Origin of the sequence: Clostridium sp. UBA5988, assembly GCF_002435615.1 — a bacterium.
Classification (GTDB): domain Bacteria; phylum Bacillota; class Clostridia; order Clostridiales; family Clostridiaceae; genus Clostridium_J; species Clostridium_J sulfidigenes.
This window is the reverse complement of sequence record NZ_DJBA01000056.1, coordinates 25,830-52,430: the sequence shown is the minus strand read 5'-3', so window position 1 is coordinate 52,430 and position 26,601 is coordinate 25,830. Positions and strand designations below refer to the sequence as shown.

Here is a 26,601-nt window from a genome sequence, read left to right as displayed (position 1 = left end):
TAATTTTCTTGTAAAGTGGTGAATTAAATAACTATAAGAACAATTATTTAACAGCAGTAGTAACCTGTGGTGAGAACATAGGAAATAACATGAAAATACTAGAGAAAAAGCTAGGTGCTAAGGGTTTAAAGTTAAATAGTGGATTTTCAATTGTTATGCCTAATAATTATATTATCCTTGGAAGAGCAGATGAAGATGATATTGTGAATAGTAAGATGTCTAAGGCTTTGGAGACCATTGGAGAAGTAAATAATCTTATAGGTGATAAAGTTAGGGATGTATTTAAAGTTGAAACAGGACCAATGCCTAAGGTTATGACAGCTATAGCTAATCCTATATTCAATAAGTTAGCTATAAATACTAAAAAGTTTTATGTTACAGATGATTGTATAGGATGTAAGCTTTGTGAACAGGTATGCAATACTAAATGCATTAAAGTTGATAAAGTTCCTAAATGGGGAGATAACTGCTGTCAATGTTTAGCATGTATAAGTTATTGTCCTAAGGAAGCCATCCAATATGGAAAATATACAATTAATAAAAAGAAATATAAAAACCCTAAAATTGCTGTAGGTGAAATGAAAATATAACTGGCAATAATCCTATATAGCTCAGTGAACTTTTAAAGACTCTCTTTAGTACTGTGATTTTACTTTTTAAAACATGTATATATTTTTATAATAAAAATAATAATAAGAGTACGAAATTTAAAAGGGGAGTTCATCCATGAAAAACTTACTTAGAGTTATTTTTGTATTACTTATTTTCAATTTTATATTATATGATATAGCTTTTGCTAAGGATAGAAGTTATGCTTTAACACATAGAAAAGAAGATAATAAAATTGAGGTAGCAGTAGTTATAAAAGATGATGGTATTTGGGCAGTGAATATAAATAACCCTTCAGAGAAAATAATGCTTAACAAAGGGGCTTATAGAGAGCCAAATATAAGTGGAAATGGTTATGTAGCCTATAGGGATATTAAGAATAACTTGTATGTAACAAAAATAGATTTTTATAAAAAAGTAGAAAATACTACTAATGTAGATGATAGTATTACTGCATATCAATGGGATAAAGATGGAAATTTAATTTATTCTAAGTCCACAGGTGGAGTATATATATTTGGAGTTAAAGATAAAACTAAAGAAATTTTCACTGGAGGGAAAGAGTTTTATACACAAATTTTATTAGGAAAAGATAACTCTTTATTTGCAACAAAGAATATTATGAAAAAAGGTAATTCGGATAATTATCCTTTTCCTCTAGGAATAGTTAAGTTAGATTTAGCAACTAAAAAAGAAAAAGTAGTGATACCATATATACCTATAAGTTCCCAAAATCATGATTTAGGGTTGGATCCAAAGATGGCTACCATCTCTATTAATGGAGTTAATTTAATTGTATGGTGTAGACCTAATTCTGCATCAATGACAGCAGATGGAGTGCCTATAGGAGTTTATAATGATGAAAGTAACAAGTGTAGAGAAGTACTTAATGAAGAGATTATAGTTTTAACTTATGAGGATATGATGTCTGCATCACCAATAGATGATAACTTAGTGGCTATTATAAATGGTGCATATAGGTTTATGAATGTAGATAAAACTTTAGGAATCTTAAATTTAGAAGATGAAAGTTTTAAAAAAATCACTAAGGATGGAGAAGTAGCTATGACTCCAAGTTATTCTAGTGATGGTAGAAAGATAGTATATTCAGCCTCAACTTATAGTGAAAATCTTCAGCAATGGGAAAATTCCAACAATCAACATATATATGAAGTAAACTTAGAAAATAATGAAATTACTAAATTGACTAACTCATCTGTAGGATGGGATTTTTATCCTAATTATATTAATGATGATAGTGAATTTGTATTTATAAGAAAAGATAAAGAAAATAAATTTTCTTTAATTAAGGGAAATAGGGAGGGGAAGGAACAAGTTATTATTGATAACATTTTACATTTGGATGATAGTGCAAGTATAAACGAGTATTTTTGGTATTATGGACATTACGATATGAAGAAGGTGTTTCATAATATGGAGATAACTCAATGATTTAAAAATTTAATACTTACGTACTAAGATACACATATGATGAGAGGAAAGATAAATTTATGGAATTGACATTAGACATATTTCAAACAATGGCATTAGCTTCTATGGTTTTTTATTTTGGAAAATATTTAAAAGAAAAAATATCTATATTAGAAAAGTATTGCATACCAGCACCAGTTGTAGGAGGTCTTATTTTTGCAATACTTATGCTTATATTTAGACTGACAGGATTTATAACTATTAATTTAGATACAACTCTACAAAATATTTTTATGACTGCATTTTTCACTAGCGTTGGATTTACGGCTAGTATTAGAATATTAAAAAAAGGTGGTATAAAAGTAGTAACATTCTTAATTATATCAGTACTTTTAGTAATTCTACAAAATACAGTTGGAGTTGTTTTAGCAACCTTGTTTAATTTAGAACCCTTATTAGGAATTTGTACAGGCTCTATTCCTATGATAGGGGGACATGGTACAGCGGGGTCATTTGGACCTATTCTAGAAGAAATGGGAATTGCAGGTGCCACAACTGTATCCTTTGCTTCTGCGACTTTTGGACTGGTTATGGGAAGTATAATTGGAGGATTGGTTGCTAGAACATTAATTATACGTCATAAGCTTAATACTCCTATGAAGGAGGATGATGATAATACCTGTATGCCACTAGGAGATTTTAATGAAGACAACCAAGATATACTATGTCATAAAAGATTAATATCAGGTGCATCTTGGATCTTTATAGCAATGGGAATAGGATCTATAATATCTAATTTTATTCAGGGAATTGGTTTAACTTTTCCATCTTATATTGGGGCTATGCTTGTGGCTGCAATTATAAGAAATATTTGTGATGCCACAAATATTGAGTTAGTAGAAAAAGAAATTGAAAATCTTGGAGGTATCAGCTTATCCTTCTTTTTATCTATGGCTCTTATGGGATTAAAGTTATGGGAACTTCTAGATTTAGCAATTCCTATGGTTGTTATGCTAATAGCACAAACAATTCTTATAGGTGTATTTACTTATTTCATAACCTTTAGAATTATGGGCAGAGATTATGAGGCGGCAGTGTTTGCATCTGCAAACTGTGGATTTGGAATGGGAGCTACACCTAATGCTGTAGCTAATATGGATTCAATTTCAAATAAGTTTGGATTTGCACCTACCCCATATTTTGTAGTACCAATTGTAGGATGCTTATTCATAGATTTCGTAAATTCTGCAATTATTACACTATTTATAAATATAATTCATTGAAGCCATTGATATAGGTAATCATAGAACAACGACACATTAAAATATTGGAATTTAAAAGAAAAAGCAATATACTATTAGAATGTAAATAGTATGTTGCTTTTCTTAGGTTAAAATGTATGAAATTAATTCATAAAAGATATAATAATTATGAGATTAGAAAAAGTTGTTATAAAAAGGTAGCATAAATTCTTTCTATTAACATAGGTATTATATAGAATTATATTTTAAAAAATAATAAATAATACTATTTTTATAAATACTTTTTTAATTATATAAAATATAAAAAAACTTAAATGAATTATTAAATGGATTATAGGTAATATTTCAAAAATAATTATTTTATATATGTTGACTTTATAAATTTATAAGTATAAAATTAATATAAAATTGTAAGTCGAAAAACATATTAAAATGTTGAAATATATAAAAAATACATATTGATTATAAAATAAATACAAATAATGGAGGGATTTTTATGTCTATATTAAAAGGATTAAATCCAGAAAAGGTTCTAGGCTATTTTGAAGAATTAACTAAAATACCTCATGGTTCAGGCAATGAAAAGGTTATCAGTGATTATTTAGCTAATTTTGGTAAAGAAAGAGGATTTGTAGTAATACAAGATGATGAGTTAAACGTAATTATTAAAAAACCTGCAACTCAAGGATATGAAAATGCACCAGTAGTAACAATCCAAGGTCATATGGACATGGTTTGTGAAAAGAATAAGGATAAGGTACATGATTTTGAAATGGATCCATTAGAGCTTAGAATCGATGGAGACTATCTTTATGCTAATGGAACAACACTAGGAGCAGATAATGGAATAGCAGTAGCCTATGGATTAGCTATTTTAGATTCAAAAGAGTTAAAACACCCAGCTATAGAATTATTTGTTACAACTGGTGAAGAAACAGGTATGTATGGAGCAATAGCAGTAGATCCTAAAAAGCTTGATGGAAAAATACTATTAAATATTGATTCAGAAGAAGAGGGAATATTCCTTGTAAGTTGTGCTGGTGGAGTTACTAACTATGTAAATATAAATAATCAATGGGAAGATGCTTCTAATGAGGCTTTAAAGCTAGAAGTTAAAGGTTTAAAAGGCGGACACTCTGGTATGGAAATAATAAAACAAAGAGGAAATGCTAATAAACTTATGGGAAGATTATTAAATGCCATATCAAAAGAGGTAGATTTCAATATTTCTCATATAAGTGGAGGAGCTAAAAACAATGCAATTCCACGTGAGGCAGAAGCTACAATTACAGTAGCTACTAAAGATGTAGAAAAAGTTAGAGAGATAGCTAATAACTCATTAGAAATTTTTAAAACTGAATTAAGAATACAAGATCCAGATGTAACTGTAATAGTTGATAAGGCTGAAGCTAATAGACAATTAACTAAAGAAGTAACTGAAAAAATTGTTTCTTATTTAACAGTTGCTCCAAATGGAATTCAAACTATGAGTGAGGATATTAAAGGGTTAGTAGAAAGTAGCCTTAACTTAGGAGTAATAGAATTTAGTGAAGAAAAAGTTACCTTTGTCTCTGCTGTGAGAAGCTCAGTAAAAACATTAAAAAGTGCAATTACAGACAGAATAGATGTTGTAGCAAAATTAGTTGGTGCCGAGGTTGTTAATGATTCGGATTATCCAGAATGGCAATATGAACCAAACTCACCAATAAGAGATTTATGTATAGAAACTTATAAAAACGTTACTGGTGAAGAACCAAAAATAGATGCTATCCATGCAGGACTTGAATGTGGACTTTTAAAAGAAAAAATGCCAGATGTGGATATGATTAGTTTTGGACCAAATTTATTTGATGTACACACTCCAAATGAACATATGAGCATATCATCTGTTGAAAGAGTATGGAACTTTATAATAGCACTATTAGAAAATATTAAATAAATACCTAAGGTGAATTTTACTTTAGATATTTAATATAATAATAAACAATTTGATTTAGGCATCCTGAAGAGTACTAGTTAATGTGTTTATGTTTTTATCAATAGTATTAATTAAAGATAAAGATATAGCTTGTAGATAAATTAAACTTTTAAACATAGTAATTAGTGTCTTTTTTAGGGTGCCTTGTTAAAGAGTTACAAAGGAGGAGAAAAAATTTATGAGCCAAGAGAAAAGAAAATTATCTCAAAGTGCTTATGGTGGATGCAAAGGTGAGGAATATGTTCCTTTTGTTCCAACATCAATGGCAATGCCAGAAACAACAGGTTATTCAATTATTTTAGGTATTATTTTAGCATGCGTTTTTGCAGCAGCTAACACATATCTTGGTCTGAAAGTTGGTATGACAATATCAGCTGGTATTCCGGGTGCTATTATTGCCACTGGAGTATTAAAAGGAATGTTTAGAAGAAACAACATTTTAGAAGCAAACATGGTAGCATCTTTAGCTGCTATGGGGGAATCCATTGCCGGGGGAATTATATTTATTTTGCCAGCATTAATTCTTTGGGGATTAAAATTAAGTATTTTAACCGTTGTTATTGTTACAATAATTGGTGGAGTTATGGGAGTATTTTTCATTACACCCCTTAGAAGATACTTAATCGTGGAAGAACACGGAAATTTAGTTTATCCAGAAGGGATGGCTGCAGCTGAAGTTCTTGTAACTGGTAGTGAAGGTGGACAAGGCTTCAAAACAGTTATGACTGGTCTTGGAGTAGGAGCTGGATATAAACTTTTCTCAGGTGGATTTGCACTTTGGGGAGAGCAAGCTACTTATGTTATTAAAAGTTATCAAGGTACAATGATGGGATTTGACACTTTAGCATCACTTCTTGGTGTTGGATTTATAGTTGGTACTAGAGCATCATTACTTATGTTTGGTGGTTCTGTTATAGCTTGGTTTGCACTTATACCATTAATTAAATTCTTAGGAGTTGGACTAGCAGAACCTTTATTCCCAGCTACTAAAATTATAGCTGAAATGAGTGCTAACGAAATCTGGGCTAACTATATTAAATATATAGGTGCTGGAGCTGTTGCAATGGGAGGATTTATTTCTCTTGCTAAGTCTATTCCTACTATTATCACAAGTTTTAAACAAGCTATGGGTGGAATAGGTGCAGGTAAAAATGATAAGGTAAGTAGAATTGATTTAGAAGCACCTCTTACTTGGGTTATTCTAGCAGCAGCTTTTGGATTCGCATTAACTTGGTTATTACCAATGGTTAACGGTGGATTTGTAGGTGGAATCATGGCAGTTTTATTCAGCTTCTTCTTTGCTGTTGTTTCAGCTAGAATGGTTGGTATAATTGGAGCATCAAACAACCCAGTTTCAGGTATGACTATAGCTACAATGTTATTTGTAACTACTGTAATTAAATTAACTGGTGGAGTAAGCCAAGAGTATATGACTAAAGCTGTATTAATAGGTGGAGTTGTTTGTGTTGCTATAGCAGTAGCTGGAGGAGCAGCACAAAGTTTAAAAACTACATTTATTATAGGTGGTACTCCTAAAAAGGTTCAAATAGGAATGTTTATTGCACTTTCAGTAGCAGGAGTTTTTGCAGCACTTGTAATTAACATGTTAAATACTGCTTATGGAATAGGTTCTGCAGATGTAGCAGCGCCTCAAGCTACACTTATGAAAATGATAGTTGAAGGTATTATGACAGCTCAATTGCCATGGACACTAATAATAATTGGTGCTGCAATTGCATTATTCTGTGAGTTAGCGGGAATAGCAGTATTACCAGTAGCTCTAGGTATATACCTTCCAATAACTTTAAATGCTGCTATCTTAGTTGGTGGAATAATCAGAGAAATCGTTGAAAGAAAATTCGCTAAGGATCAAGATAGAAGAGGAGAAGTTGTTGAAAAAGGAACTCTTCTTGCATCAGGTTTAGTTGCTGGAGATGCATTGATGGGTATAGTAGTAGCTGGATTAGTAGCTGCTAATATAAACATATCATTCGGTAAGAATTTCTTAACAGGAATAACTCAAAGCAATCTATTTGCTTGCGTAATGTTTTTATTACTAGGATTATGGATTTACATGTTCTCTTGTAAAAAGGATAAGGCTGTTAAATAGTTATAACTGTTAAATAGTAAATTATAAAATAATTTAAAATCGCTTTGCCACAGGTAAAGTCTATCTGTGGACAAGCGATTTTAATAATTGGTAACAAATTAATTTACATAATAAAGAATAATAATTTGAATTAAAGAATATCTTATATTTAATAGTTATAAATAAGTTAGGAGGAATTTTGCATGAAAAATAAGAAAACGCAAGAAGAAATAGAAAAACAAGCTCAAGATACAAAGCATAATTTTGCCCTTTATGTACCTGAAATTAAACAACAAAATTGGGAAGAAAAAGATGGTAAAGTTGTTATACATATAAAAGTTACTGATCCAGTTAAAAAGTTTCTAGCTTGGATGGTTAAAAGAACTCCTGAAACTAAATTAGAACTAGATGAGAGATGTTCTACAGTATGGAAGTATATAGATGGAAATAGAACTGTTTATGATATTGCAAAGCTCATGGCAGAAACTTATAAAGAAAATGTAGATGGAGAGCTATATAGATTAGTAACTTATTTAAAATACATATCTAAAAGAGGATGGATAAAGTTTAAAGAATATGATAAAGAAGTTGAAATTTAATATACATAGTGTTTAATTAACATAAAATTAAAAATTATAAGACCTATGTAAATACAAGGTTTATAGGTATTAAAGGGGACAACCTTACATCATTGAAAGATATATGTAAGGTTATCCTCTTGTTCTATTTATGCATGTAAGGTAAACTATATGTATGTCAAAATCGGTACAAGTAGCAAGGAGTGAAAATTAGTGGGTTTAGATTTGATAGTTATAATAAAAGCAATAATTATTGCAATAGTAGAAGGATTAACAGAGTTTATTCCAGTTTCATCTACAGGACATATGATATTAGTTGGTAATGCCATAAACTTCCGTGGTGATTTTGCTGATATGTTTCAGGTAGTTATTCAACTAGGGGCTATACTTGCAGTAGTGGTATTATATTGGAATAAGATTAAGGATAGTGTAATAGAATTTTTTAAATTCATATTCACATTGGGTAAGAAGGGTCAAACTGGATTTAAATTTGGAATTAATGTATTGATTGGATGTATTCCAATGGGAATAGTAGGAGTAATTTTTTATAAGCAAATTAAAAGTTTATTTAATCTTCAATCAGTAATTGTTGGATTATTAGTAGGAGGATTTTTACTACTTATAGTGGAAAACTTCTTTAGAAAGAGAAAAAGCAAAGCTGTTAAAAACATAGATGATATAACACCTATGCAAGCATTAAAGGTAGGGATATTCCAAGTTCTTGCTGTATGGCCAGGAATGTCAAGAAGTGCATCTACCATAATGGGAGGTTGGGTTGCAGGGCTCTCAACTCCAGTAGCAGCAGAATTCTCATTTTTCTTAGCAGTACCTGCAATGGTAGGATCATCAGCTAAAGATTTATTTGAATTTAACTATTCTATTATGACTCCAACCTTATGGGTTGCATTAATAGTTGGGTTTATTGTTGCCTTTGTTGTATCAATAATAGTTATGGACAAATTTGTTACTTTCTTAAAGAAAAAGCCTATGAGAGTATTTGCTATATACAGAGTAGCAGTAGGAGTACTACTTGCTGTGTTAGTATTTACAAAGGTTATTACCTTAGTAGCTTAAATTAAATGATAACTTTAATAAAAAAGAGAGCAAGTTCATTGAAAAAATGAACTTGTTCTCTTTTTTTATAACTACCAACTACCAGATGATCCACCGCCACCGGAAGAACCTCCACCGAAGCCGCCAAAGCCTCCGCCACCGGAAGAACCACCGCCGCCGAAGCCACCACCACCTCGAGGACCTCTGCCACCTCTACTAGTCCAAAACAACATTCGTAGTAATCTACCCCTATTGAAGATGGAATCTATAAATACAAAGATGATGATAGCTATAAATATAAATATATTAAAACCATCATTATCTTCATAATCTTCTTCACTAGGCATTGTCACATTCAAAGACTTATCTAAGGTGACACCGTATTCTTCACTAACATAATCACATAAAACACTATAACTATTTAAAATTCCTTCACTATAATTTCCATCTTTAAAACTTGGTTTTGCAATGGAAGTCATAACTCTACTTGAAAGTGCATCAGGTATTGCACCTTCAAGACCTCTTCCTACCTCTACTCTCCATTGCCTGTCATCTATGGCTACAAGAATTAAAAGACCATTATCTTTGCCTTTTTCACCTATTCCCCAGGTTCTAAAGAGACTATTGCTATAATCTTCAATTGGAGTATTGTTTAGGGTGTTCATTACAACAACTACAGCTTGAGCACCTGTTTTATCCTCAAGCTCCTTACCTAGAGAAACAATTTTATTGGCATCTTCACTATCTATAATACCAACATAATCATTTAGATATTTATATATAGTTGGGCTAGGATAAGTATCCTCTGCTAATGCACTAAAAGAAAAAGATAACAGAATAACAACAAGAAAAGAAAGACAGTGTTTTAAAAATTTAGTTTTCTTCTTCATCATTAATTAGAAAAGTCTACGGAAGGAACTTCTGTAGCACCTGCACTTGCCTTATAAAATGGTTTTTCGTCAAATCCAAATAATGAAGCAATTATGTTGGTAGGAAATCTTAAGATTTTCGTATTATATTCTGTAACTACAGTATTATAATCTTGCCTTGCAATTGCAATTCTATTTTCTGTTCCTTCTAATTGCACTGATAAATCTAAGAAATTTTGATTAGATTTTAGGTCAGGATAATTTTCAACTACTACGAGCAGTCTAGAAAGAGCGTTAGATAGTTCAGTATCTGCAGCTGCTTGATCAGAAATATTTGTAGCGCCTGCAAGTTTAGCTCTAGCATCGGCTATTTCTGTAAAAATTTCCTTTTCTTGAGTTGCATATCCTTTTACTGTATTAACTAGGTTAGGGATTAAATCTGATCTTCTTTGAAGCTGAGTATCAATGTTTGATTCCGCTGCACTAACTCCTTGTTTAAGAGTTACAAGATTATTGTAATTTCCAACTAAAAATACAGCAATAATAATCACAATAATTATTATAGGAAGGAAAACCTTCATACCTTTTTTCATAATTTATTCTCCTTTCAATCTTTAATTTAGTATATGTTTTAATTTCACATATTATATATGGATTAATCTTATTCTTAACAAGATTAATTAGAAACATAAAGTAATCAGTTATAAATTAAAACCATTGCTTTACATTATATTCATTATAATCAAGAAAATTTACAAAATCAATGTAAATAAGAAAATCCTGTGATTTACACAGAATTTTCTTATTTGAGGGGTAAACTTATTTGCTTTAAATATTAGGAAATTAATTATCTCTTATATAATCTTGGGGGAATTACTTACGAAATATTTATTATCTCCTGTTGATATTTATAATAAGGGTATATTGTGACATCTGTGTGACAAAATTATGATTAGATTATAAATAATTTTAGAAGGAAATTAATGAGATTAAAAATTAGGTGTATAAATTGAATATAGTTATTTAATTATATAAGTAGCATAAAGCATAATATATATAAAAATTTAATAAATAACTATGGAATTATATTGAAAATAAAGATATAATTAGTACAACGAAATTATGTAATACAAGTTATAAGGAGTGGGGAGAATGGAGAACATTAATGAAAAATTAAATGAAGTAAAGGAGCATATTAAAAACGTAACTTATTTAATTCATGCAGAAAGCTTAATACATTGGGATATGCAAACAGGAATACCATCTAAAGCTATAGATGGAAGAATTGAAGTAGTGGGATATCTATATTCAGAGTGTTTAAAACTTATGACTTCTTCAAAAATAGGGGAATGGATAGAGTACTTCTCAGATAAAATGGACAAATTATCTTTCAAGGATAAAAAGATTATAGAAAATTTAAAAAGAAACTATGATGAACTTATAAAGATACCACCTGAAAGAAATAAAGAGTATCAAATGTTATGTTCAACATCAGAAGCATTTTGGAAACAAGCTAAGGCAAACAATGATTATGAAGGCTTTAAGCCATATCTAGCAAAGATAATAGAGTTTAATAAGGAATTTGCTGAATATATAGGATATGAAGGAAACATATATAATAAATGCTTAGATGATTATGAAAGAGGATTGACTGTAGATAGGGTAGATAAAGTATTTAAAGAGCTTAGGGATGGTATAGTGGAGCTTTTAGAGAAGATTAAAGCCTCTAAGGTAAGTATAGACGAGTCCTTCTTTAAAAAGCAATTTCCTACTAAAGATCAAGATGAATTTGGTAAATTTGTTTTAGAAAAATTAGGATATGATTTTGAGGCAGGAAGACTAGATACTACTGTTCATCCATTTACAACTAACTTCGGAAATAAAGATGTTAGAATAACAACTAATTATGATGAACATGATTTTAGAAGTGCGTTCTTTAGCAATATTCATGAAGGTGGACATGGTATTTATGAGCAAAACTCAGCAGATGATTTAGAATATACAGGTGTTTCAGGCGGAACTTCTATGGGGGTACATGAATCACAATCTAGATACTATGAAAATATTCTAGGAAGAAGTAAGGAATTTTGGGCTTATTTTTATCCAGAGGCTCAAAAGAGATTCCCTCAATTTGAAGGAGTTAATTTAGAAGATTTCTATAAAGCTATAAATAAGGTAGAACCTTCTTTAATTAGAACAGAAGCAGATGAATTAACTTATAGTATTCATATTATAATTAGATATGAGTTAGAAAGAGCTTTCATGAATAATGAAATCACAGTAGAAGAGTTGCCAGCTGCTTGGAATAAAAAATACAAGGAATATTTAGGTGTAGAGCCTAAAAATGATTCAGAAGGAATTCTTCAAGATACTCATTGGGGTGCAGGTTTAATTGGATATTTTCCAAGCTATGCTCTTGGTAATGTATATGGAGCTCAATTCTTAAATAAAATGAGACAAGATATACCTACCTATGACGAAGAAGTTAAAAATGGTAATTTTGCAGTGATAAAAGATTGGTTAAGAGAAAACATACATCAGTTTGGATCTCTTTATACTCCATCAGAGCTTATTGTAAAAGTAACAGGAGAAGAGTTAAATCCTAAATACTTCTTAGAGTACCTAAATAAAAAATACGGAGAAATCTACGAAATATAAGTGACACTCTAAATCTATGATTTAGTTAGTCGAACTTACTCATTCGAATATATATGAGAAGGCGTTTCCTTAAAATATGCCTATAGATCTCAACTTAGTCAAGATGTCAAAAAATAAGAGCTATGAACTTTCAGTTTTATAGTTCTTATTTTTTATTGCATTTAATATGAAAATTAGTTAAATCTAAAGTTAGTGATTGTGAATATATATGATTATTAATAATAAACAATAAGTGATTAACTCACATAAATAAAATATTAAAAAGGATAAAATATATGTATAATAAAAAGCAGATTTTGAATTATCATATATAGGGAGGCGTTAAAATGTTTAATTTTTTAAAAAGGGATAATGGAAAAGTAATAAGTATTAATGATATAGATAGTTTGTTAGGTAAGATTAATTTAATTGATGTTAGAGAAATATATGAATATAGAAATGGAAGTTTGAAAACAGCTAGAAATATTCCAATGGGAAATCTTTTAAACAATCCAGATAGATATCTTAAAAAAGAAAATGAATATTACCTTATGTGTCAAACAGGTTCGAGAAGCTCACTTGCTTGTAGGAGATTGACTAAAGAAGGGTTTAATGTGATTAATGTTAGAGGTGGTATTGGAGCATATAAAGGGGCTAAAAGAAAATAACTTTAATTATTGTATAGAATATTTTAATTTTTAGTTGATATAATCACTTAAGAGTAATATAATTTAATTAAGTTAATACTTAATTAAATTATATTATAAAAGGAGTATATATGATAGAAAGTGTAAAAGTTTTTAAAGCTATTGGTGATGAGACAAGGATAAAAATACTAATATTATTATCTAAGAAGAATATTTGTGCAAAGGCAATAGCTAAGCATTTACAAATTTCTGAAGCTGCAGTATCACAACACATTAAAATTCTTAAGGAAGTAGATTTAATTGTAGGTTACAAAAGAGGATATCATGTAATCTATGACTTAAATAAGAAAGTTTTAGAAAAAGCTATAGAATTTATTAATGTATTAATTACTGATGACATATGCTCAATAGATGATAAGTTTAATGTAAGTTTAGAGAGCTTTCATGCTTTACAATGTGAAAAAAATTGTAAGGTAGTAAAGAAATGCTGTAAAGAGAGATTAAAGGAGGAAGAGTAATGAAGGTTTGTTTTCCAGTTAAATCTAATGAAGGTATGGAGAGTGTACCATATGGACATTTTGGAACAGCTCCAATGTTTGTAGTATGTAATTTAGAAACTAATGAGGTTAAGACTATAGGAAATGGTGATTTAGGTCATCAGCATGGTATGTGTCAACCAATGAAAGCATTATCAGGAGAAGTAGTAGATGCTGTGGTTGTAGGTGGTATTGGTCAAGGGGCTATAGTTAAGTTAAACTCCCAAGGAATAAAGGTATATAGAGCAGCAGAAGGAACTATAAATACAAACTTAGAGAAGCTTAAAAATGGTGAGTTGTCAGAATTCGCTATGAATCATACTTGTAATCATGATGGATGTGACCATCATTAAATATAATTAAGAATTGAAAGAACTGTATGAAAATAGAAATAAGTGCTTCTATTTTCATACAGTTCTTTTAATAATGGCTCTGTTGAAAACTATAGTGATAGAATATACAATCTATAACATGTTGACGGATTATTTTTACACAGTCCAACTATACATTTAATCTATCCTCTAAATTAAGCTAAACTGTTTTAATGTGAATATCCACAGGAATACTGTAAGTATACAAAAGGCTGAAGTAAATACTACTATTTGGGCAGCTAATTCACTATCACCATCCATTTTTTGAGCCATAGTGAAGGAAGAAATAGCAGTAGGGGATGCAAAGATAAGCATTAACGCTATAAGTTCTATATCTCTAAAACCTAACCATATACTTATAGGCATAAGAATACTAGGAACTACAATAAGTCTACCAGTTACACCTATAATAGTTTGTTTCAAGTGAGCTTTTACATCGGTGAAAGAAAAGGAACCACCAAGTAAAATGAGGGAAAGAGGTGTAGCAATTCGTGATATATCACTTATGGATTTTTCGATAGCCGTTGGAAGTTTTATTCCAAAGATAAGAAATAATAGTCCAATTGCTGATGTTATAATTAAAGGATTAGTAATAATTCCTTTTAGAGTATTTTTAATATCTAGCTTTCCGCATCTAAAAATTTCTAAGGATATCACTGCTAGCATATTAAAAACAGGGACAACGGTAGCTATTAGTATAGCTACAACACCAACTTTGTCCTCACTAAATAGGGAACATGCTACAGGTAAACCAAATATTACAAAGTTGCTACGAAATATACCTTGTATCAAAACACCACGCTTTTTATTATCTTTTTCAATGAGAGGAATAAGAATGCATAGTACTATAAAAGTAAGGGTAACGCTTATAAGTGCAAAGCAAATAAGTTTCGGATTTATAGCTCCTTTTAAATCTGTTTTATATATATTATAAAATAACAATAGAGGCAAAAAAGCCTTAAAGGTCATACTATTCATGACCTTTAGAGTATTGTCATCAAACATTTTCAATCGTTTTAATACATATCCTAAAGCCATGGTAAGAAACAGTGGTAAAACTACATTTATTGATAAAATCAAATTTTCCATAATCAATATCCTTTCTAGTCTTTTGTTAATCTATTTCTCATATTTTACATGTTTATCCCAATTAATTGTATACAAAGTTAAAGTGTTTTTCAATGTATAAGTAATAATTGATAATATTTGTAATAGGTGTTAAAATAAAAATGTAGTCTTACTCTAAGGAAGTATCCAAGGAGGAAGAGTAATAGATTTAAATCGTTCTGAAGTACATGAGGGTTAGCCCAAATGATAAGGCGGTGTCATAGGATAGCGATATACTATCTCTGCTCTCTTTTGGGATGCAGAGAGTATTTTTTTGAGAGGAGCATAAGCTTTGGAAACAAGAATCGCATTGATTGGAATTATAGTAGAGGATACTACAGCTACAGAAAAATTAAATAATATTTTACATGACTATGGACAATATATTGTTGGGAGAATGGGGGTACCATATCGCGACAAGGAGGTGTGTGTTATTAGCGTAATTATAGATGCAACTAATGATATTATTAGTTCATTATCTGGTAAGTTGGGTATGCTTGATGGTATTACTGTAAAAACGATCTATTCGAAGAAGTAGAGTAAATATATAAAATCAGAACGAATTAGGTATATATTAGAATAAAGCACTTAAAATCCTAATAAGAAAGAAGAGTAGATGTATGTATAATGTAAAATCTAAGGTAGCAACTGAATTTATTGAAGATGGAGAAATATTATCAACCCTTGAATATGCTAAGAAAAATAAAAATAATAAAGAGTTAATAAATAGTATTATAGAGAAGGCTAGAGGATGTAAAGGTTTAAATCACCAAGAAGCAGCAGTGCTATTAGAATGTGATTTAGAAGAAGAAAATAAAAAAATAGAAGAATTAGCTATGGAGATAAAGAATAAATTTTACGGTAATCGTATAGTTATGTTTGCTCCATTATACCTTTCTAATTATTGTGTTAATGGATGTATATACTGTCCTTACCACCATGGAAACAAACATATAGCTAGAAAGAAACTTACTCAAGAAGAAATTAAAAAGGAAGTAATTGCATTACAGGATCTTGGACATAAAAGACTTGCACTAGAAACAGGTGAAGATCCTATAAATTCTCCTATAGAATATGTATTAGAAAGTATAAAGACTATATATGGCATAAAACATAAAAATGGTGATATAAGAAGAGTAAATGTAAATATTGCTGCTACTACTGTTGAGAATTATAGAAAATTAAAAGAGGCTGGAATAGGAACATATATATTATTCCAAGAAACTTATAATAAAAAATTATATGAAGAATTACATCCAACAGGACCAAAGCATGATTATAATTATCACACTGAAGCTATGGATAGAGCTATGGAGGGTGGTATAGATGACGTTGGTATAGGAGTTTTATTTGGATTAAATATGTATAAGTATGATTTTGTTGGATTACTCATGCATGCAGAGCATTTAGAAGCAGCCATGGGAGTGGGACCACATACTATCAGTGTACCTAGAATTTGTCCTGCTGATGAAGTAAATCCAGAGGATTTCACTAATGGAATTTCTGATGATATATTTGCAAAGATTGTTGCAATTTTACGTATTTCAGTACCTTATACAGGAATTATTGTATCTACAAGGGAATCTCAAAAATCTAGAGAAAGAGTGCTTCATCTTGGAGTTTCTCAAATTAGTGGAGCTTCATGTACAAGCGTTGGAGGATATGCTCAGAAGGAAAAAGAGGAAGATAATTCAAAACAATTTGATATTAGCGATACAAGAACTCTAGATGAAATTGTAAATTGGTTACTTGGTATGGGATATATCCCTAGTTTCTGTACTGCTTGTTATCGTGAAGGTAGAACTGGAGACAGATTTATGCAGTTAGTAAAATCAGGTCAAATTTCTAACTGTTGTTTACCTAATGCCCTAATGACTTTAAAAGAGTATCTAGAGGATTATGCATCTGAAGATACAAAAGCTAAAGGCGAAGAAGTCATAAAAAATGAAGCTATGAAAATTCCTAATCCTAAAGTTAAGAGTATTGTAGAGGAACACCTAAAAGAACTTAATGAAGGAAAACGTGATTTTAGATTCTAGATATAATATAAATAAATCACCCTAAGTTTAGGGTGATTTATTTATATTTAGAATTTTATGTCACGATATGCTATTTTTAAGTATATTTGGTTTAGATTTTACAATAAATAGTTTATAATAAGTTTTAATTAACTTATGTAATTATATTTCTTGACTCAATNNATTGAGTCAAGAAATATAATTATTAGTAGTATAAATGGGGGGAGCAAAATGAATAGTAAAAAGGGTGTTACTATTTTAGGGGTAATTATAGTTATTATAGTATGTTATTTGGGTTATTTAAATTTTTATAAGGTTAAATCGCCAGAAGAGTATTTAGCAGATAATAATAAAACTGCAGATTTTAGTGAAGATGGAATAAGTACTACTCTTAACTTAATTAATGATAGCAGTGAGTATGATATATTTTTTACTGGTGAAGATCATGGAAAGTTAGGAAATGAAAAAATAAGTATTGAGATGTTAAAATATTTGAATGAAAAAGAAGAGGTCAGATATTTAATATGTGAATTACAGTATAGTATAGTGAGTAAGTTAAATGAGTATATACAAAATGGTGATGAGAAGCTACTTAAAGAGGCAATAGAACCAGTAAGAAATGCTAACCCTAGCTATGGTGGTGATGATTACTATAAATTCTGGCAAGAGGTGTATAATTATAATAAAACTTTACCTAAGGATAAAAAGATACAAGCTTTTGGTATTGATATAGATTTTCAAGCTAATTATACTTTAAATGAAATGTTTAGCTTAATTCCTAATATAGAACCAGATACAGAAATAATAGAGAAAATAAATAATTTTAAAAGTATACTTAATGGGGATGTAGAAGATGATGAGGAAATAGCTAGAATATTGGTTGATTTAAATAAGGATATAAATAGCAATACCGATATATATATATATTTATTTGGAGATAACTTCAAGAAATTTAAAAATAATCTAAGTAGCATGATGAATACTATGAAATATATAGAAAATCAAAGGGTATATAGAGATGATTTAATCTATGATAACTTTATGAGAATATATAATGAAAATCCTAAGGGCAAATACTATGGGCAATTTGGTCAAATGCATATTTTTAAAGAAACTGTAAAATACAATGGAGAAGAAACAATCACATTAGCCAAATTAATGGAAGATAAGGGAAAACTTAAAGTATTATCTATACCTATAGTATCTAATAAAATAGTAAATCAATATGCAAATATAGAAAAGTTAAACTTGAAAGACTTTACTTTATTTAAGCTAAATGGAAAAGGGTCTCCTTACAAAGAAGGTTTGGAAAATTTACTTACAGATAAGGAAGTTGAACCTATAAGTGGTAGTGTAGTAGATTATTATCAATATTTAATTTGTATATTTAATAACTAAATTTTCTTTATAAAAATAGAGGGCTAGCCCTCTATTTTTTCATATCTTTAATTATACAAATTCCTTGAGTCATGGTACCCATTGGACAATAAACACACCAAGAACGTGGTTTATAAAGGGCCATGGTAATTATACCTAGGAGAGTTGAAGTTAACATTAAGCTGTAGAAGCCAAAACTAAATTGAGCTATCCAAGGAGAAACATAGGATAAATCTGTGAAGTTCCAAGGTAATTTAAAGGTCCAAAGTATAGTAAGAACTTCTTTTAGAGTATTTGTCCCTTGGAAAACTAAATAGGTGTTAAATACCATATTAATGAACATAGTTAAAAAGAAAATTAAAAATCCGTATCTAAAATATTTAGATTTTAAAAATTTAGGCATAGGCTTATTTCTTGATAATTTTAACTTATTACCTAATAAATCTAATAGTTGTCCTCTACCACAGTATTTATTGCAATAGCCTTTATTTCCTTTAACTATTGAAATTAATAAAGGTACGATGAAACAAATTAATCCTAGCCAAGCAAAGAGTATATTAAATAACCCTAAAATTAAATATAGGGAAGATAGTATCCAAAGATATTCATAAAGATGCTTTTTCTTCTTTTTCATTAGTTACCTCCTAGTTGTTTAATTTCTATAGTAGATGCAGGGCAAGCTATAACACATTTTCCACATCCAACACACTTATCATAATCAACCTTTGAAAAAATACCCTTGTTAATAGCAATGGCTCCAAGGGGACAGACTTTTTCACAAGCACCACAGGCTACACAGTAGCTAGTATCCACATAAGCCTTTCTTTTAACAATTTTCTTTTCCATAAATTTAAATCCTCCTGTTTTATAAATGTTGTAGTAAGCATATTATAACTGTATAATTAAAAGAAAATATGTGATATAGTCACACAAGCAATTTTTTTAGGAGGACAATATGTTAAATAGTTTAGATGTATTTAATAAAAGACTTGAAGCTTTGTATGATGCTTATCCTGTATTAAAAGAAATAGATGATAGCCATGAAATTATAAGAAAAAATGTAATTTTTAAAAGTTTATTAAGTGAGGAGTATTTAAAAACAGATAGTGGAAACTGCATAGGTATGTTATTTGTTATAAGTGGAATTATAAAGGTTCAAAAAGTAACAGAAGAGGGAAATGAAACTAATTTATACAATGTAGAGCGTGGTGAGCTATGTCATGAAGCATTAAGCTGCTTTGTAAATTGTCAATCACTAAATATTGAAGGCATAGCCATGCAAGACTCTTTAATTGCTATTTTACCATCAGATATAGTGAAAGCCTATTTATTAAGTGATTTTAGATTTATGCAAGTTATATATAAAGATCTATATGCAAAATTTAGAGGGGTTATAGAAAACAAAGAAGCTAGAATTCATGAATCTTTAGAAAGTAGATTGGTTAAATTATTACTTAGTAAGAATACTAAAATAATTTATACAACCCATGGAGAACTTGCTTTTGAATTAGATTCTTCAAGAGAAGTAATAAGCAGAAAGCTTAAGGAACTAGAGAAAAAAGGGTATTTATTAATATCAAGAGGTAAAATTCAATTACTAAAAGATTTAGAAGAACTATATAATTAGTAAAGAAATTATAATACAAAGATAACTACATAAACAAAAGAAAGGGTGAAGTTCTATATGAAAGACAAAAGTTTAAGTAATGGTTTTTTAAATATAGTAAAAAAAATGAATAATGAAATAATAGGGCAAGGAGATTTCATTCATAAATTGTGCAATTATTTTAAAGAAAAGTTTGAAGAAGATAAGAAGGGCATATTACTTTTAGCCGGTAAACGAGGAACTTTTAAAAAAGCTAGTGTAAGGTTATTATTTGAAAAACTTAATGAGGAAGGATTAACTGAAGATTATCATATAGATGAAATAGATTTAGCTTCTTATAATTTTAATTTAGGATATAATGCTTTTTTAAGTGACTTATATGAAAAACTAAATAGTAGTTCACATGTAATAATGTTTAAAAATACTGAAAAAGCTTCAGAAAATATTTTAAATGTGTTATCAGAAATATATCCTAATACTTGTTTAAAGTTAAAAGATAACTATATTATGAAAAATAAGTTTCTTATTGAAGCAAAGAGTAAGGATAAAGACAATATAGGAGAATTCATCTGCCATAATAAATTTTTCATATTTATTTATAATAGTGATGATAATGTAATAGAAGATGGAATTTTAGATAATAGGGAAGAGGTATTATATACTGAAAGCCTTACAGAAGAGGAACAAAATAAAGTAATTAGAAGAGAAGTGTTAAGGTCAATAGATGGTATACAAAAGCATATGCAAGGAAATATAGTTCTTGGAATAGAAAATAAAGATGAAGAGGAAGATAACTTTGGAATTTGTAGTTTCTTACAAGAAAACTTCATAGAAGATAGCAATTTTGGAATCAGTGAATATATATCCTATAAAATTTATAAACCAATTATGAACCTAATACAAAAGGAAGGACTTTATAGTGAAAGTCAGATTTTAATATATGTAGATAAGAATGAGATATATTGCAAATCAGATGATGAAATATACAAGTTAGAGAACTATCTAGTACCTACCCTTGAAGAAGTAAAATATAAATTGGATTCTATAATAGGTATAGAGGAACTGAAGAATTTTATAATAAATGTTGAAAATAATTGGAAAGTACAAAAAATAAGAAAAAGACTTGGACTAAAAACTTCAAAGATATCTATGAATATGATATTTACAGGAAATGCAGGCACAGGAAAGACTAATGCAGCTAGGGTTACCTTTGAATATTTAAACGCCTTAGGTATATTATCTAAAGGTGTATTTGTAGAGGTGAGTAAAGCAGATTTTGTTACAGAGAACATTAATGATACATCTAAGAGAACAAATGATATAATTAATTCTGCCTTAGGAGGAGTACTATTTATAGATGAAGCATATTCCTTATGTGAAAGTGAAGAAGATAAGGTAGGTAAGGAAATAGTAGATGCATTACTTAAGGGCATTGAGGACAATAGAGATAATTTAATAGTCATATTAGCTGGTTATGAGAAAGATATGGAAAGATTTCTAACTATAAATCAAGGTCTAAAATCTAGATTTTCAAATACTATACACTTTAAAGATTACAACCCAGTAGAAATGTATGAAATAGCAGTTAATATAGCTAAATCTAAGGGGTATAGAATAGCAAAGAATGTAAAAGCAGGTTTAATAGATTTATTTACAAGAAACCAAATTACAGGTAAAAATGATTTAGGTAATGCTAGATTTGTAAGAAATATAGTGGAAAATGCAATAATTGATGCTTCGAAAAAATATCTAACTAACAGTGATAAGGAGATTGATTTATTAGATAGAGATAACTTTAACTTTAGAGCAAATGCAAAGTTTGATTTAGAAGAAAAATTAAATGAAATAATAGGTCTTGATGATGTTAAAAAACTATTAAGAAGTCAATATAAGCTTATAGTTGCTCAAGAAAAAAGGAAATCTGTTGGAGTAAATACTAAGATAGAGCAAAATTTAAATATGGTATTTACAGGTAATCCAGGTACAGGTAAAACAAGCATAGCAAGATTAGTAGCTGAAATGCTAAATAGTATGGGATTATTAAAGGTAGGTCAACTAGTAGAAACTGATAGATCAAGTTTTGTTTCAGAAATTCCAGGGGAAACCCCAAAGAAAACAGAAGAGAAGTTTAAAGAAGCTTTAGGTGGAGTATTATTTATTGATGAAGCATATACCCTTGCTAATGATTCGTTAGGAATTGAAGCTATAGAAACTCTGTTAAAGTTAATTGAAGATTATTCTAAAGAAGTAATAGTGATATTAGCTGGATATGAAGAAGAAATGGAAGAATTCTTTGATGTAAACATTGGATTAAGGTCAAGATTTCCATTATGGACTAATTTTGCAGACTATAATCCTAATGAACTTTTTGAGATGGCTGTAAAGCTTGTTGAAGTAAAGGGGTTTAAGTTATCTAAGAATGGATACATAACTTTAAAGAAAAGCTTTGTTGAAATCTACAATAACTCAGATGCACAATCAGGAAATGGTAGGATGGTTAGGAATTATGTGGAAAAACTAATTAGAAATCAAAGCATAAGAATTGTAGAAGAGGATATCAGTGTCTATGAGATGAACCTTATAACTGCTAAGGATGTAGAAAATATAAATGTTATTGAAGATGATAACATATTTAATCTAGATAGTAGATTAGAGCTATTAGTTGGTAATGAAGATGCAAAGGAATTTTTAAAAAATCAATATAAGCTTTTAAAAGTTAGAGAAAGAAGAAAAAAAATAGGATTAGGCTCAGATATCAATAGATATATGAACATAATATTTACAGGGGAAAATGGAACAGGGAAGAAAACTGTAGCTAATATTCTCTCAGAAATGTATTATAGTATGGGAATAGTTAAAGCTAAAAACATTGTAGAAATGGATAAGTATGAATTCATGGCAATGATTAATAAGGGAATAAAAATTGAAGATATATTTAGTAAATTTTCAGGGAAAATGCTATTTCTAAATAGGGTAGACCTTCTCCTAGAGGAACAGCAATATAATAAAATAGTATCAGATTTCATTAAATTCTTAGATAAAAATAATAAGGTTATATTAATCCTTTCAGGAGAAAAAGAAGGAATGAAAAAACTAGTATTATCTAATCCAGCCTTTAACTATAGATTTCCAACTTGGTTTGATTTTGAAGATTATGATTATATGGGATTATGTAATATAGCATTAAGTATATTAAGTAAAAAAGGATATTCCTTATCGAAAGATGCAGAAGAGGAAATTAATAAAACTATAATAGACATATATGGTAATCCCAATTTAGTAATAAAAAATGGATTAATGATAAAACAGTATTTAGATAATCTTATAAGAACTCAGAGTATTAGAATATGTGATGAAGAATTTAGTAGAGATAGTATAAATTTTATAACCTTAGATGATATTATAAACAGTAAGAAAGAATTTTTAAAAAGAAATATTGTAAAGTAGTAAAATAAAGTAGTAAAGAACTATATCAAGATATGTTTTGATATAGTTCTTTACTTTAGTATAAAATTTATAAGCTTGATATATAGAATTTGTATTAACAATTAATAAGTATTAACAGTATCTAAGTAGGCATTATTATTCCACAAGCTAATCGTTTCCCAGAATTACCAGCAGGTTGACTAGTAAAGTCATCAGCATTTTCATGGATTATGATAGCTTTTCCAACAATATCTTTTATAGAAAATCTGCTTAAATAAACATCCATTGCAGCAATACCATTTGATGACATTAGTGGTGGAAGATCTCCATAGTGATACGGGTGAAGTTCATTTGTTGGATTCCAATGCCCACCGGTAGTTTTAAAAGGGTCATTTGGATCACCTATATTACAATTTTCAAACTCATGAATATGCAATCCATGGAAAAGTGATGGTTTTCCTTCAGAGTTGTATGTTGGAATACCAGTAACACAGACTTTAAGAAGTATTCCATCGGTTAAAGAACAAAATAAAGCTCTACCATTTAGATCAGGAGCTAAGGAACCACCTTGGAATAATGCATATGCGGAGGGGTCAGGGATGATATTATTCTTAATTATATCGTTAATACTAAATTTATCATTGGACATTCTCAAATCAATACACTCCATTTTATTGATACAATATAATTTATAATATGTTGTAGTAAGTTGGTGTGTGTACATGAAAAATAAAAATTTTATGTATTTAATTAAATTTAGTTTAATTAAATAAAATTTATGTAAATTTGATTTAATTAAACAAAAAATATATAATAGATATATAAGGAAGGGGAGGGATATAAATGGAAGTTCTAATATTTGTATTAAATGACCCAAGGGATTTAGAGGAAATAATGATTGAATTCACTAACATAGGTATAAGTGGGTCTACAATTATTGATACTGTAGGGATGGCTAACATTTTATCTAGCTGTGAAGATGCAAGTATGTTTTCTTCGCTTCAATTGTTATTAAACAAAGGAAGGTCATCTAATAAAACAGTATTTACAGTTTTAAAGAAAGAAAGAATAGAACAAGCACTCGAGATTATCAACAAAGTAACTGGAGGATTAAATGGACCAGGTAATGGAATAGCATTTACAATTCCAGTTAATAGGGTATTTGGAGGTAGTTTTCAACAAAAATAGGAGGGACTGAAGTTAAAGATGAATTGGTTATATGTACTAGGGATAGTAATACTTGCAGGTATATTTTTAGGATTACTAGTAAGTTATATTAAACTACCAAAGGTAACAGGATACTTAGTAGCAGGGATAATAATAGGACCTTTTGTTTTAAAGATCGTACCTACTGAAGCTATCCATGGATTAACAGTTATTTCAGAGGCTGCCTTAGGGTTTATTGCTTATAGTATAGGTAGTTCTCTGAATTTCAAGGATTTAAAGAAAATTGGTTCTGGAATTATAATTATTGCTTTATTTGAAGCACTTATGGCAGTAGTAGTCGTAACTTTAGTTATGGTAACAGTATTTAAGCAACCATTAGCTTTTAGTTTATCTTTAGGTGCAATAGCCTCAGCAACAGCACCTGCAGCTACAATTATGGTTCTAAAGCAATATAGAGCTAAGGGACCCTTAGTAAATACTCTTATACCAGTAGTCGCTATAGATGATGCCATTGCAGTTATAGCCTTTGGAATAGCTTTATCTATTGCAAAAGCTTTAACGAATGGCACAGGAGCTTTGACCGTGATGTCAATAATGAATCCTTTTATAGAGATTATAGGATCTACTATTCTAGGAATAATACTAGGATTTGCATTAGCTTTTATCAATAGATTATCTAACAGTAGAGAACAAACTATGAGCATGGCTATAGGTGTAATTTTATTAGCTATAGGTGTAGCTAATAAATTACATTTGTCTGGATTATTAACTTGTATGGTTATGGGTGGAACCATTAGTAACATTACCGATGGTAAAACTAAATTACTTACTGTATTAGATGAATTTACTAATCCAATATTTATAGCGTTCTTTACTATATCAGGATTAGAACTAGATATGTCAGTTTTGAAGACTGTAGGTATAATTGGAGTAGGTTATATAATAGCTAGAGTTGTTGGTAAAGTTTTAGGAGCTTATTTAGGAGCTAAGATAGCTAAATCAGAGCCTATAGTTCAAAAATATTTAGGATTAACTTTAGTACCACAGGCAGGAGTAGCTATTGGACTAGCACTTATAGTTCAAAATGAATTACCAGCTTATGGTACGCAGATTAGAACTATAATATTAGCAGGAACTGTTATATATGAGTTAATAGGCCCACTATGTACTAAAATAGCTATATTTAAAGCAGGTGAAGCAAATAAAGCTTAATAATAAAATATTAGGAGTTATATAAGAAAAAAGTGCTAGTCTTTTGTAAGAATAGCACTTTTTTAAATATAAATTTCATTTCACATTAGCCATTTACTACAGCTAAGATAGTGTCCTCAGGAGTAAGAAGTGTTACTTCACTTGGAATATTAATATCTTTAGCTAGTAGTTTATCATTAAATTGCATATTAGCTACATTAACTTCAATATATTCTGGAATCTTTTCTACATTTCCTTGAAAATCAAGATATGGTCTAAAGGTTTCTAAAACAAGTCTTTTAGATTCCAAATTTTCTTGACCTATATAATTTATAGGAATAGTTAGTTTAATTACTTCATTTGGTTTAACATATTGTAAATCAAAATGTATAATTTCGTGTAGATTGTTTTTTTGAATATCTTTAACTACACAGTTTAGAGTTTTTCCCTCTAAATCAATTGGTATGATAGAACCACTAAAACTGCCTTTTAACATTTTTAACAGTTCAGTTTTATTCATCTTAGCAGAGATGGGTTCTTCTAAAAATTCACCATAGATTACGCAAGGTATTTCTCCTAAATTTCTAAGCTTCTTTAAATTCTCCTTTGAGCTTCTTTCATATACTTTAAATGTTGTACTTTTCATAAT

At 29.4% G+C, this 26,601-nt stretch carries 22 protein-coding genes and 2 pseudogenes; 17 read left to right on the top strand and 7 right to left on the bottom strand.

The annotated features are described in order from the left end of the window. Positions 1-44 precede the first annotated feature (44 nt). The 7 genes and pseudogenes from B3J31_RS12425 to B3J31_RS12395 form a co-directional block, all read left to right on the top strand. Positions 45-590, top strand: a pseudogene (locus tag B3J31_RS12425) (EFR1 family ferrodoxin); the annotation flags it as partial. A gap of 136 nt (positions 591-726) precedes the next feature. Continuing rightward, the gene (locus B3J31_RS12420) at positions 727-2,061 is read left to right on the top strand and encodes a hypothetical protein (RefSeq protein ID WP_346867005.1); all 1,335 of its coding nucleotides are present in this window, start codon (positions 727-729) and stop codon (positions 2,059-2,061) included. A 59-nt stretch (positions 2,062-2,120) separates the two neighbouring features. Then, complete coding sequence (gene gltS, locus B3J31_RS12415; RefSeq protein ID WP_346867004.1) at positions 2,121-3,323, top strand: sodium/glutamate symporter; 1,203 nt, start codon at positions 2,121-2,123, stop codon at positions 3,321-3,323. 475 nt (positions 3,324-3,798) lie between these two features. Next, complete coding sequence (locus B3J31_RS12410; protein ID WP_346867003.1) at positions 3,799-5,241, top strand: aminoacyl-histidine dipeptidase; 1,443 nt, start codon at positions 3,799-3,801, stop codon at positions 5,239-5,241. A gap of 217 nt (positions 5,242-5,458) precedes the next feature. Continuing rightward, positions 5,459-7,390: an OPT family oligopeptide transporter gene (locus B3J31_RS12405; protein WP_150845797.1), complete on the top strand. Its 1,932-nt coding sequence runs from the start codon at positions 5,459-5,461 to the stop codon at positions 7,388-7,390. Positions 7,391-7,572: 182 nt separating this feature from the next. Further along, positions 7,573-7,968, top strand: coding sequence for a PqqD family peptide modification chaperone (locus tag B3J31_RS12400; RefSeq protein ID WP_150845796.1), 396 nt, complete (start codon positions 7,573-7,575; stop codon positions 7,966-7,968). A 192-nt stretch (positions 7,969-8,160) separates the two neighbouring features. Beyond that, positions 8,161-9,021, top strand: coding sequence for an undecaprenyl-diphosphate phosphatase (locus tag B3J31_RS12395; RefSeq protein ID WP_150845795.1), 861 nt, complete (start codon positions 8,161-8,163; stop codon positions 9,019-9,021). A gap of 71 nt (positions 9,022-9,092) precedes the next feature. On the opposite strand, the gene B3J31_RS12390 is transcribed toward B3J31_RS12395, so the two are convergent. Beyond that, positions 9,093-9,890 (bottom strand): TPM domain-containing protein, encoded by a 798-nt coding sequence (locus B3J31_RS12390; protein ID WP_150845869.1) that lies wholly within the window; start codon positions 9,888-9,890, stop codon positions 9,093-9,095. 2 nt (positions 9,891-9,892) lie between these two features. Then, positions 9,893-10,462 carry a LemA family protein gene (locus tag B3J31_RS12385; protein ID WP_150845794.1) on the bottom strand — a complete coding sequence of 190 codons (570 nt, stop codon included), beginning with the start codon at positions 10,460-10,462 and terminating at the stop codon, positions 9,893-9,895. Between the two features lie 559 nt (positions 10,463-11,021). On the opposite strand from B3J31_RS12385, the gene B3J31_RS12380 reads away from it, so the two are divergent. The 3 genes and pseudogenes from B3J31_RS12380 (at position 11,022) to B3J31_RS17020 (ending at position 14,042) form a co-directional block, all read left to right on the top strand. Then, positions 11,022-12,527, top strand: a complete 1,506-nt coding sequence (locus B3J31_RS12380) for a carboxypeptidase M32 (protein ID WP_346867001.1) — start codon at positions 11,022-11,024, stop codon at positions 12,525-12,527. A gap of 326 nt (positions 12,528-12,853) precedes the next feature. After that, positions 12,854-13,174, top strand: a complete 321-nt coding sequence (locus B3J31_RS12375) for a rhodanese-like domain-containing protein (protein ID WP_150845253.1) — start codon at positions 12,854-12,856, stop codon at positions 13,172-13,174. Between the two features lie 110 nt (positions 13,175-13,284). Next, positions 13,285-14,042, top strand: a pseudogene (locus tag B3J31_RS17020) (metalloregulator ArsR/SmtB family transcription factor). Between the two features lie 168 nt (positions 14,043-14,210). Here the strand turns inward: B3J31_RS17020 and B3J31_RS12360 are convergent. Then, a complete protein-coding gene (locus B3J31_RS12360; protein WP_346867000.1) occupies positions 14,211-15,149 on the bottom strand; it encodes an AEC family transporter in 939 nt (312 codons plus the stop codon). Between the two features lie 310 nt (positions 15,150-15,459). Here B3J31_RS12360 and B3J31_RS12355 point away from each other — a divergent pair, with 310 nt between their 5' ends. From B3J31_RS12355 to B3J31_RS12345, 3 genes are all read left to right on the top strand, one after another. Then, positions 15,460-15,705, top strand: coding sequence for a TM1266 family iron-only hydrogenase system putative regulator (locus B3J31_RS12355; protein ID WP_150845249.1), 246 nt, complete (start codon positions 15,460-15,462; stop codon positions 15,703-15,705). An 82-nt stretch (positions 15,706-15,787) separates the two neighbouring features. Continuing rightward, positions 15,788-17,206, top strand: a complete 1,419-nt coding sequence (gene hydG, locus B3J31_RS12350) for a [FeFe] hydrogenase H-cluster radical SAM maturase HydG (RefSeq protein ID WP_346866999.1) — start codon at positions 15,788-15,790, stop codon at positions 17,204-17,206. Positions 17,207-17,416: 210 nt separating this feature from the next. Further along, positions 17,417-18,583: a hypothetical protein gene (locus B3J31_RS12345; RefSeq protein WP_346866998.1), complete on the top strand. Its 1,167-nt coding sequence runs from the start codon at positions 17,417-17,419 to the stop codon at positions 18,581-18,583. Between the two features lie 31 nt (positions 18,584-18,614). Here the strand turns inward: B3J31_RS12345 and B3J31_RS12340 are convergent, their stop codons facing one another. Together B3J31_RS12340 and B3J31_RS12335 are read right to left on the bottom strand one after the other, a co-directional pair. Then, positions 18,615-19,196 (bottom strand): 4Fe-4S binding protein, encoded by a 582-nt coding sequence (locus B3J31_RS12340; protein ID WP_346866997.1) that lies wholly within the window; start codon positions 19,194-19,196, stop codon positions 18,615-18,617. Then, positions 19,196-19,408 carry a DUF362 domain-containing protein gene (locus B3J31_RS12335; protein ID WP_346866996.1) on the bottom strand — a complete coding sequence of 71 codons (213 nt, stop codon included), beginning with the start codon at positions 19,406-19,408 and terminating at the stop codon, positions 19,196-19,198. The genes B3J31_RS12340 and B3J31_RS12335 overlap by 1 nt, the downstream gene beginning before the upstream one ends. A 109-nt stretch (positions 19,409-19,517) precedes the next feature. Between B3J31_RS12335 and B3J31_RS12330 the strand changes: the two genes are divergently transcribed. Both B3J31_RS12330 and B3J31_RS12325 read left to right on the top strand, forming a co-directional pair. Next, positions 19,518-20,189, top strand: coding sequence for a Crp/Fnr family transcriptional regulator (locus B3J31_RS12330; protein ID WP_346866995.1), 672 nt, complete (start codon positions 19,518-19,520; stop codon positions 20,187-20,189). A 57-nt stretch (positions 20,190-20,246) separates the two neighbouring features. After that, positions 20,247-23,615 (top strand): AAA family ATPase, encoded by a 3,369-nt coding sequence (locus B3J31_RS12325; RefSeq protein ID WP_346866994.1) that lies wholly within the window; start codon positions 20,247-20,249, stop codon positions 23,613-23,615. A gap of 121 nt (positions 23,616-23,736) precedes the next feature. Here B3J31_RS12325 and B3J31_RS12320 read toward each other — a convergent pair whose 3' ends face one another. Next, positions 23,737-24,264 (bottom strand): superoxide dismutase family protein, encoded by a 528-nt coding sequence (locus tag B3J31_RS12320; protein ID WP_346874021.1) that lies wholly within the window; start codon positions 24,262-24,264, stop codon positions 23,737-23,739. A gap of 173 nt (positions 24,265-24,437) precedes the next feature. Between B3J31_RS12320 and B3J31_RS12315 the strand changes: the two genes are divergently transcribed. Beyond that, positions 24,438-24,782: a hypothetical protein gene (locus B3J31_RS12315; RefSeq protein ID WP_346866993.1), complete on the top strand. Its 345-nt coding sequence runs from the start codon at positions 24,438-24,440 to the stop codon at positions 24,780-24,782. Positions 24,783-24,800: 18 nt separating this feature from the next. Then, the gene (locus tag B3J31_RS12310; protein WP_346866992.1) at positions 24,801-25,973 is read left to right on the top strand and encodes a cation:proton antiporter; all 1,173 of its coding nucleotides are present in this window, start codon (positions 24,801-24,803) and stop codon (positions 25,971-25,973) included. A gap of 85 nt (positions 25,974-26,058) precedes the next feature. Here B3J31_RS12310 and B3J31_RS12305 read toward each other — a convergent pair whose 3' ends face one another. After that, positions 26,059-26,598, bottom strand: coding sequence for a 50S ribosomal protein L25 (locus tag B3J31_RS12305; protein ID WP_346866991.1), 540 nt, complete (start codon positions 26,596-26,598; stop codon positions 26,059-26,061). Positions 26,599-26,601: the final 3 nt, after the last annotated feature.

What these genes read in the sequence shown, in the direction of transcription:
- B3J31_RS12310 (WP_346866992.1), top strand. Translation starts at nt 24,801, where the DNA reads ATGAATTGGTTATATGTACTAGGGATAGTAATACTTGCAGGTATATTT.
- B3J31_RS12375 (WP_150845253.1), top strand. Translation starts at nt 12,854, where the DNA reads ATGTTTAATTTTTTAAAAAGGGATAATGGAAAAGTAATAAGTATTAAT.
- gltS (WP_346867004.1), top strand. Translation starts at nt 2,121, where the DNA reads ATGGAATTGACATTAGACATATTTCAAACAATGGCATTAGCTTCTATG.
- B3J31_RS12405 (WP_150845797.1), top strand. Translation starts at nt 5,459, where the DNA reads ATGAGCCAAGAGAAAAGAAAATTATCTCAAAGTGCTTATGGTGGATGC.
- hydG (WP_346866999.1), top strand. Translation starts at nt 15,788, where the DNA reads ATGTATAATGTAAAATCTAAGGTAGCAACTGAATTTATTGAAGATGGA.
- B3J31_RS12315 (WP_346866993.1), top strand. Translation starts at nt 24,438, where the DNA reads ATGGAAGTTCTAATATTTGTATTAAATGACCCAAGGGATTTAGAGGAA.
- B3J31_RS12390 (WP_150845869.1), bottom strand. Translation starts at nt 9,890, where the DNA reads ATGAAGAAGAAAACTAAATTTTTAAAACACTGTCTTTCTTTTCTTGTT.
- B3J31_RS12420 (WP_346867005.1), top strand. Translation starts at nt 727, where the DNA reads ATGAAAAACTTACTTAGAGTTATTTTTGTATTACTTATTTTCAATTTT.
- B3J31_RS12330 (WP_346866995.1), top strand. Translation starts at nt 19,518, where the DNA reads ATGTTAAATAGTTTAGATGTATTTAATAAAAGACTTGAAGCTTTGTAT.
- B3J31_RS12335 (WP_346866996.1), bottom strand. Translation starts at nt 19,408, where the DNA reads ATGGAAAAGAAAATTGTTAAAAGAAAGGCTTATGTGGATACTAGCTAC.
- B3J31_RS12305 (WP_346866991.1), bottom strand. Translation starts at nt 26,598, where the DNA reads ATGAAAAGTACAACATTTAAAGTATATGAAAGAAGCTCAAAGGAGAAT.
- B3J31_RS12360 (WP_346867000.1), bottom strand. Translation starts at nt 15,149, where the DNA reads ATGGAAAATTTGATTTTATCAATAAATGTAGTTTTACCACTGTTTCTT.
- B3J31_RS12385 (WP_150845794.1), bottom strand. Translation starts at nt 10,462, where the DNA reads ATGAAAAAAGGTATGAAGGTTTTCCTTCCTATAATAATTATTGTGATT.
- B3J31_RS12345 (WP_346866998.1), top strand. Translation starts at nt 17,417, where the DNA reads ATGAATAGTAAAAAGGGTGTTACTATTTTAGGGGTAATTATAGTTATT.
- B3J31_RS12325 (WP_346866994.1), top strand. Translation starts at nt 20,247, where the DNA reads ATGAAAGACAAAAGTTTAAGTAATGGTTTTTTAAATATAGTAAAAAAA.
- B3J31_RS12380 (WP_346867001.1), top strand. Translation starts at nt 11,022, where the DNA reads ATGGAGAACATTAATGAAAAATTAAATGAAGTAAAGGAGCATATTAAA.
- B3J31_RS12320 (WP_346874021.1), bottom strand. Translation starts at nt 24,264, where the DNA reads ATGGAGTGTATTGATTTGAGAATGTCCAATGATAAATTTAGTATTAAC.
- B3J31_RS12400 (WP_150845796.1), top strand. Translation starts at nt 7,573, where the DNA reads ATGAAAAATAAGAAAACGCAAGAAGAAATAGAAAAACAAGCTCAAGAT.
- B3J31_RS12340 (WP_346866997.1), bottom strand. Translation starts at nt 19,196, where the DNA reads ATGAAAAAGAAGAAAAAGCATCTTTATGAATATCTTTGGATACTATCT.
- B3J31_RS12410 (WP_346867003.1), top strand. Translation starts at nt 3,799, where the DNA reads ATGTCTATATTAAAAGGATTAAATCCAGAAAAGGTTCTAGGCTATTTT.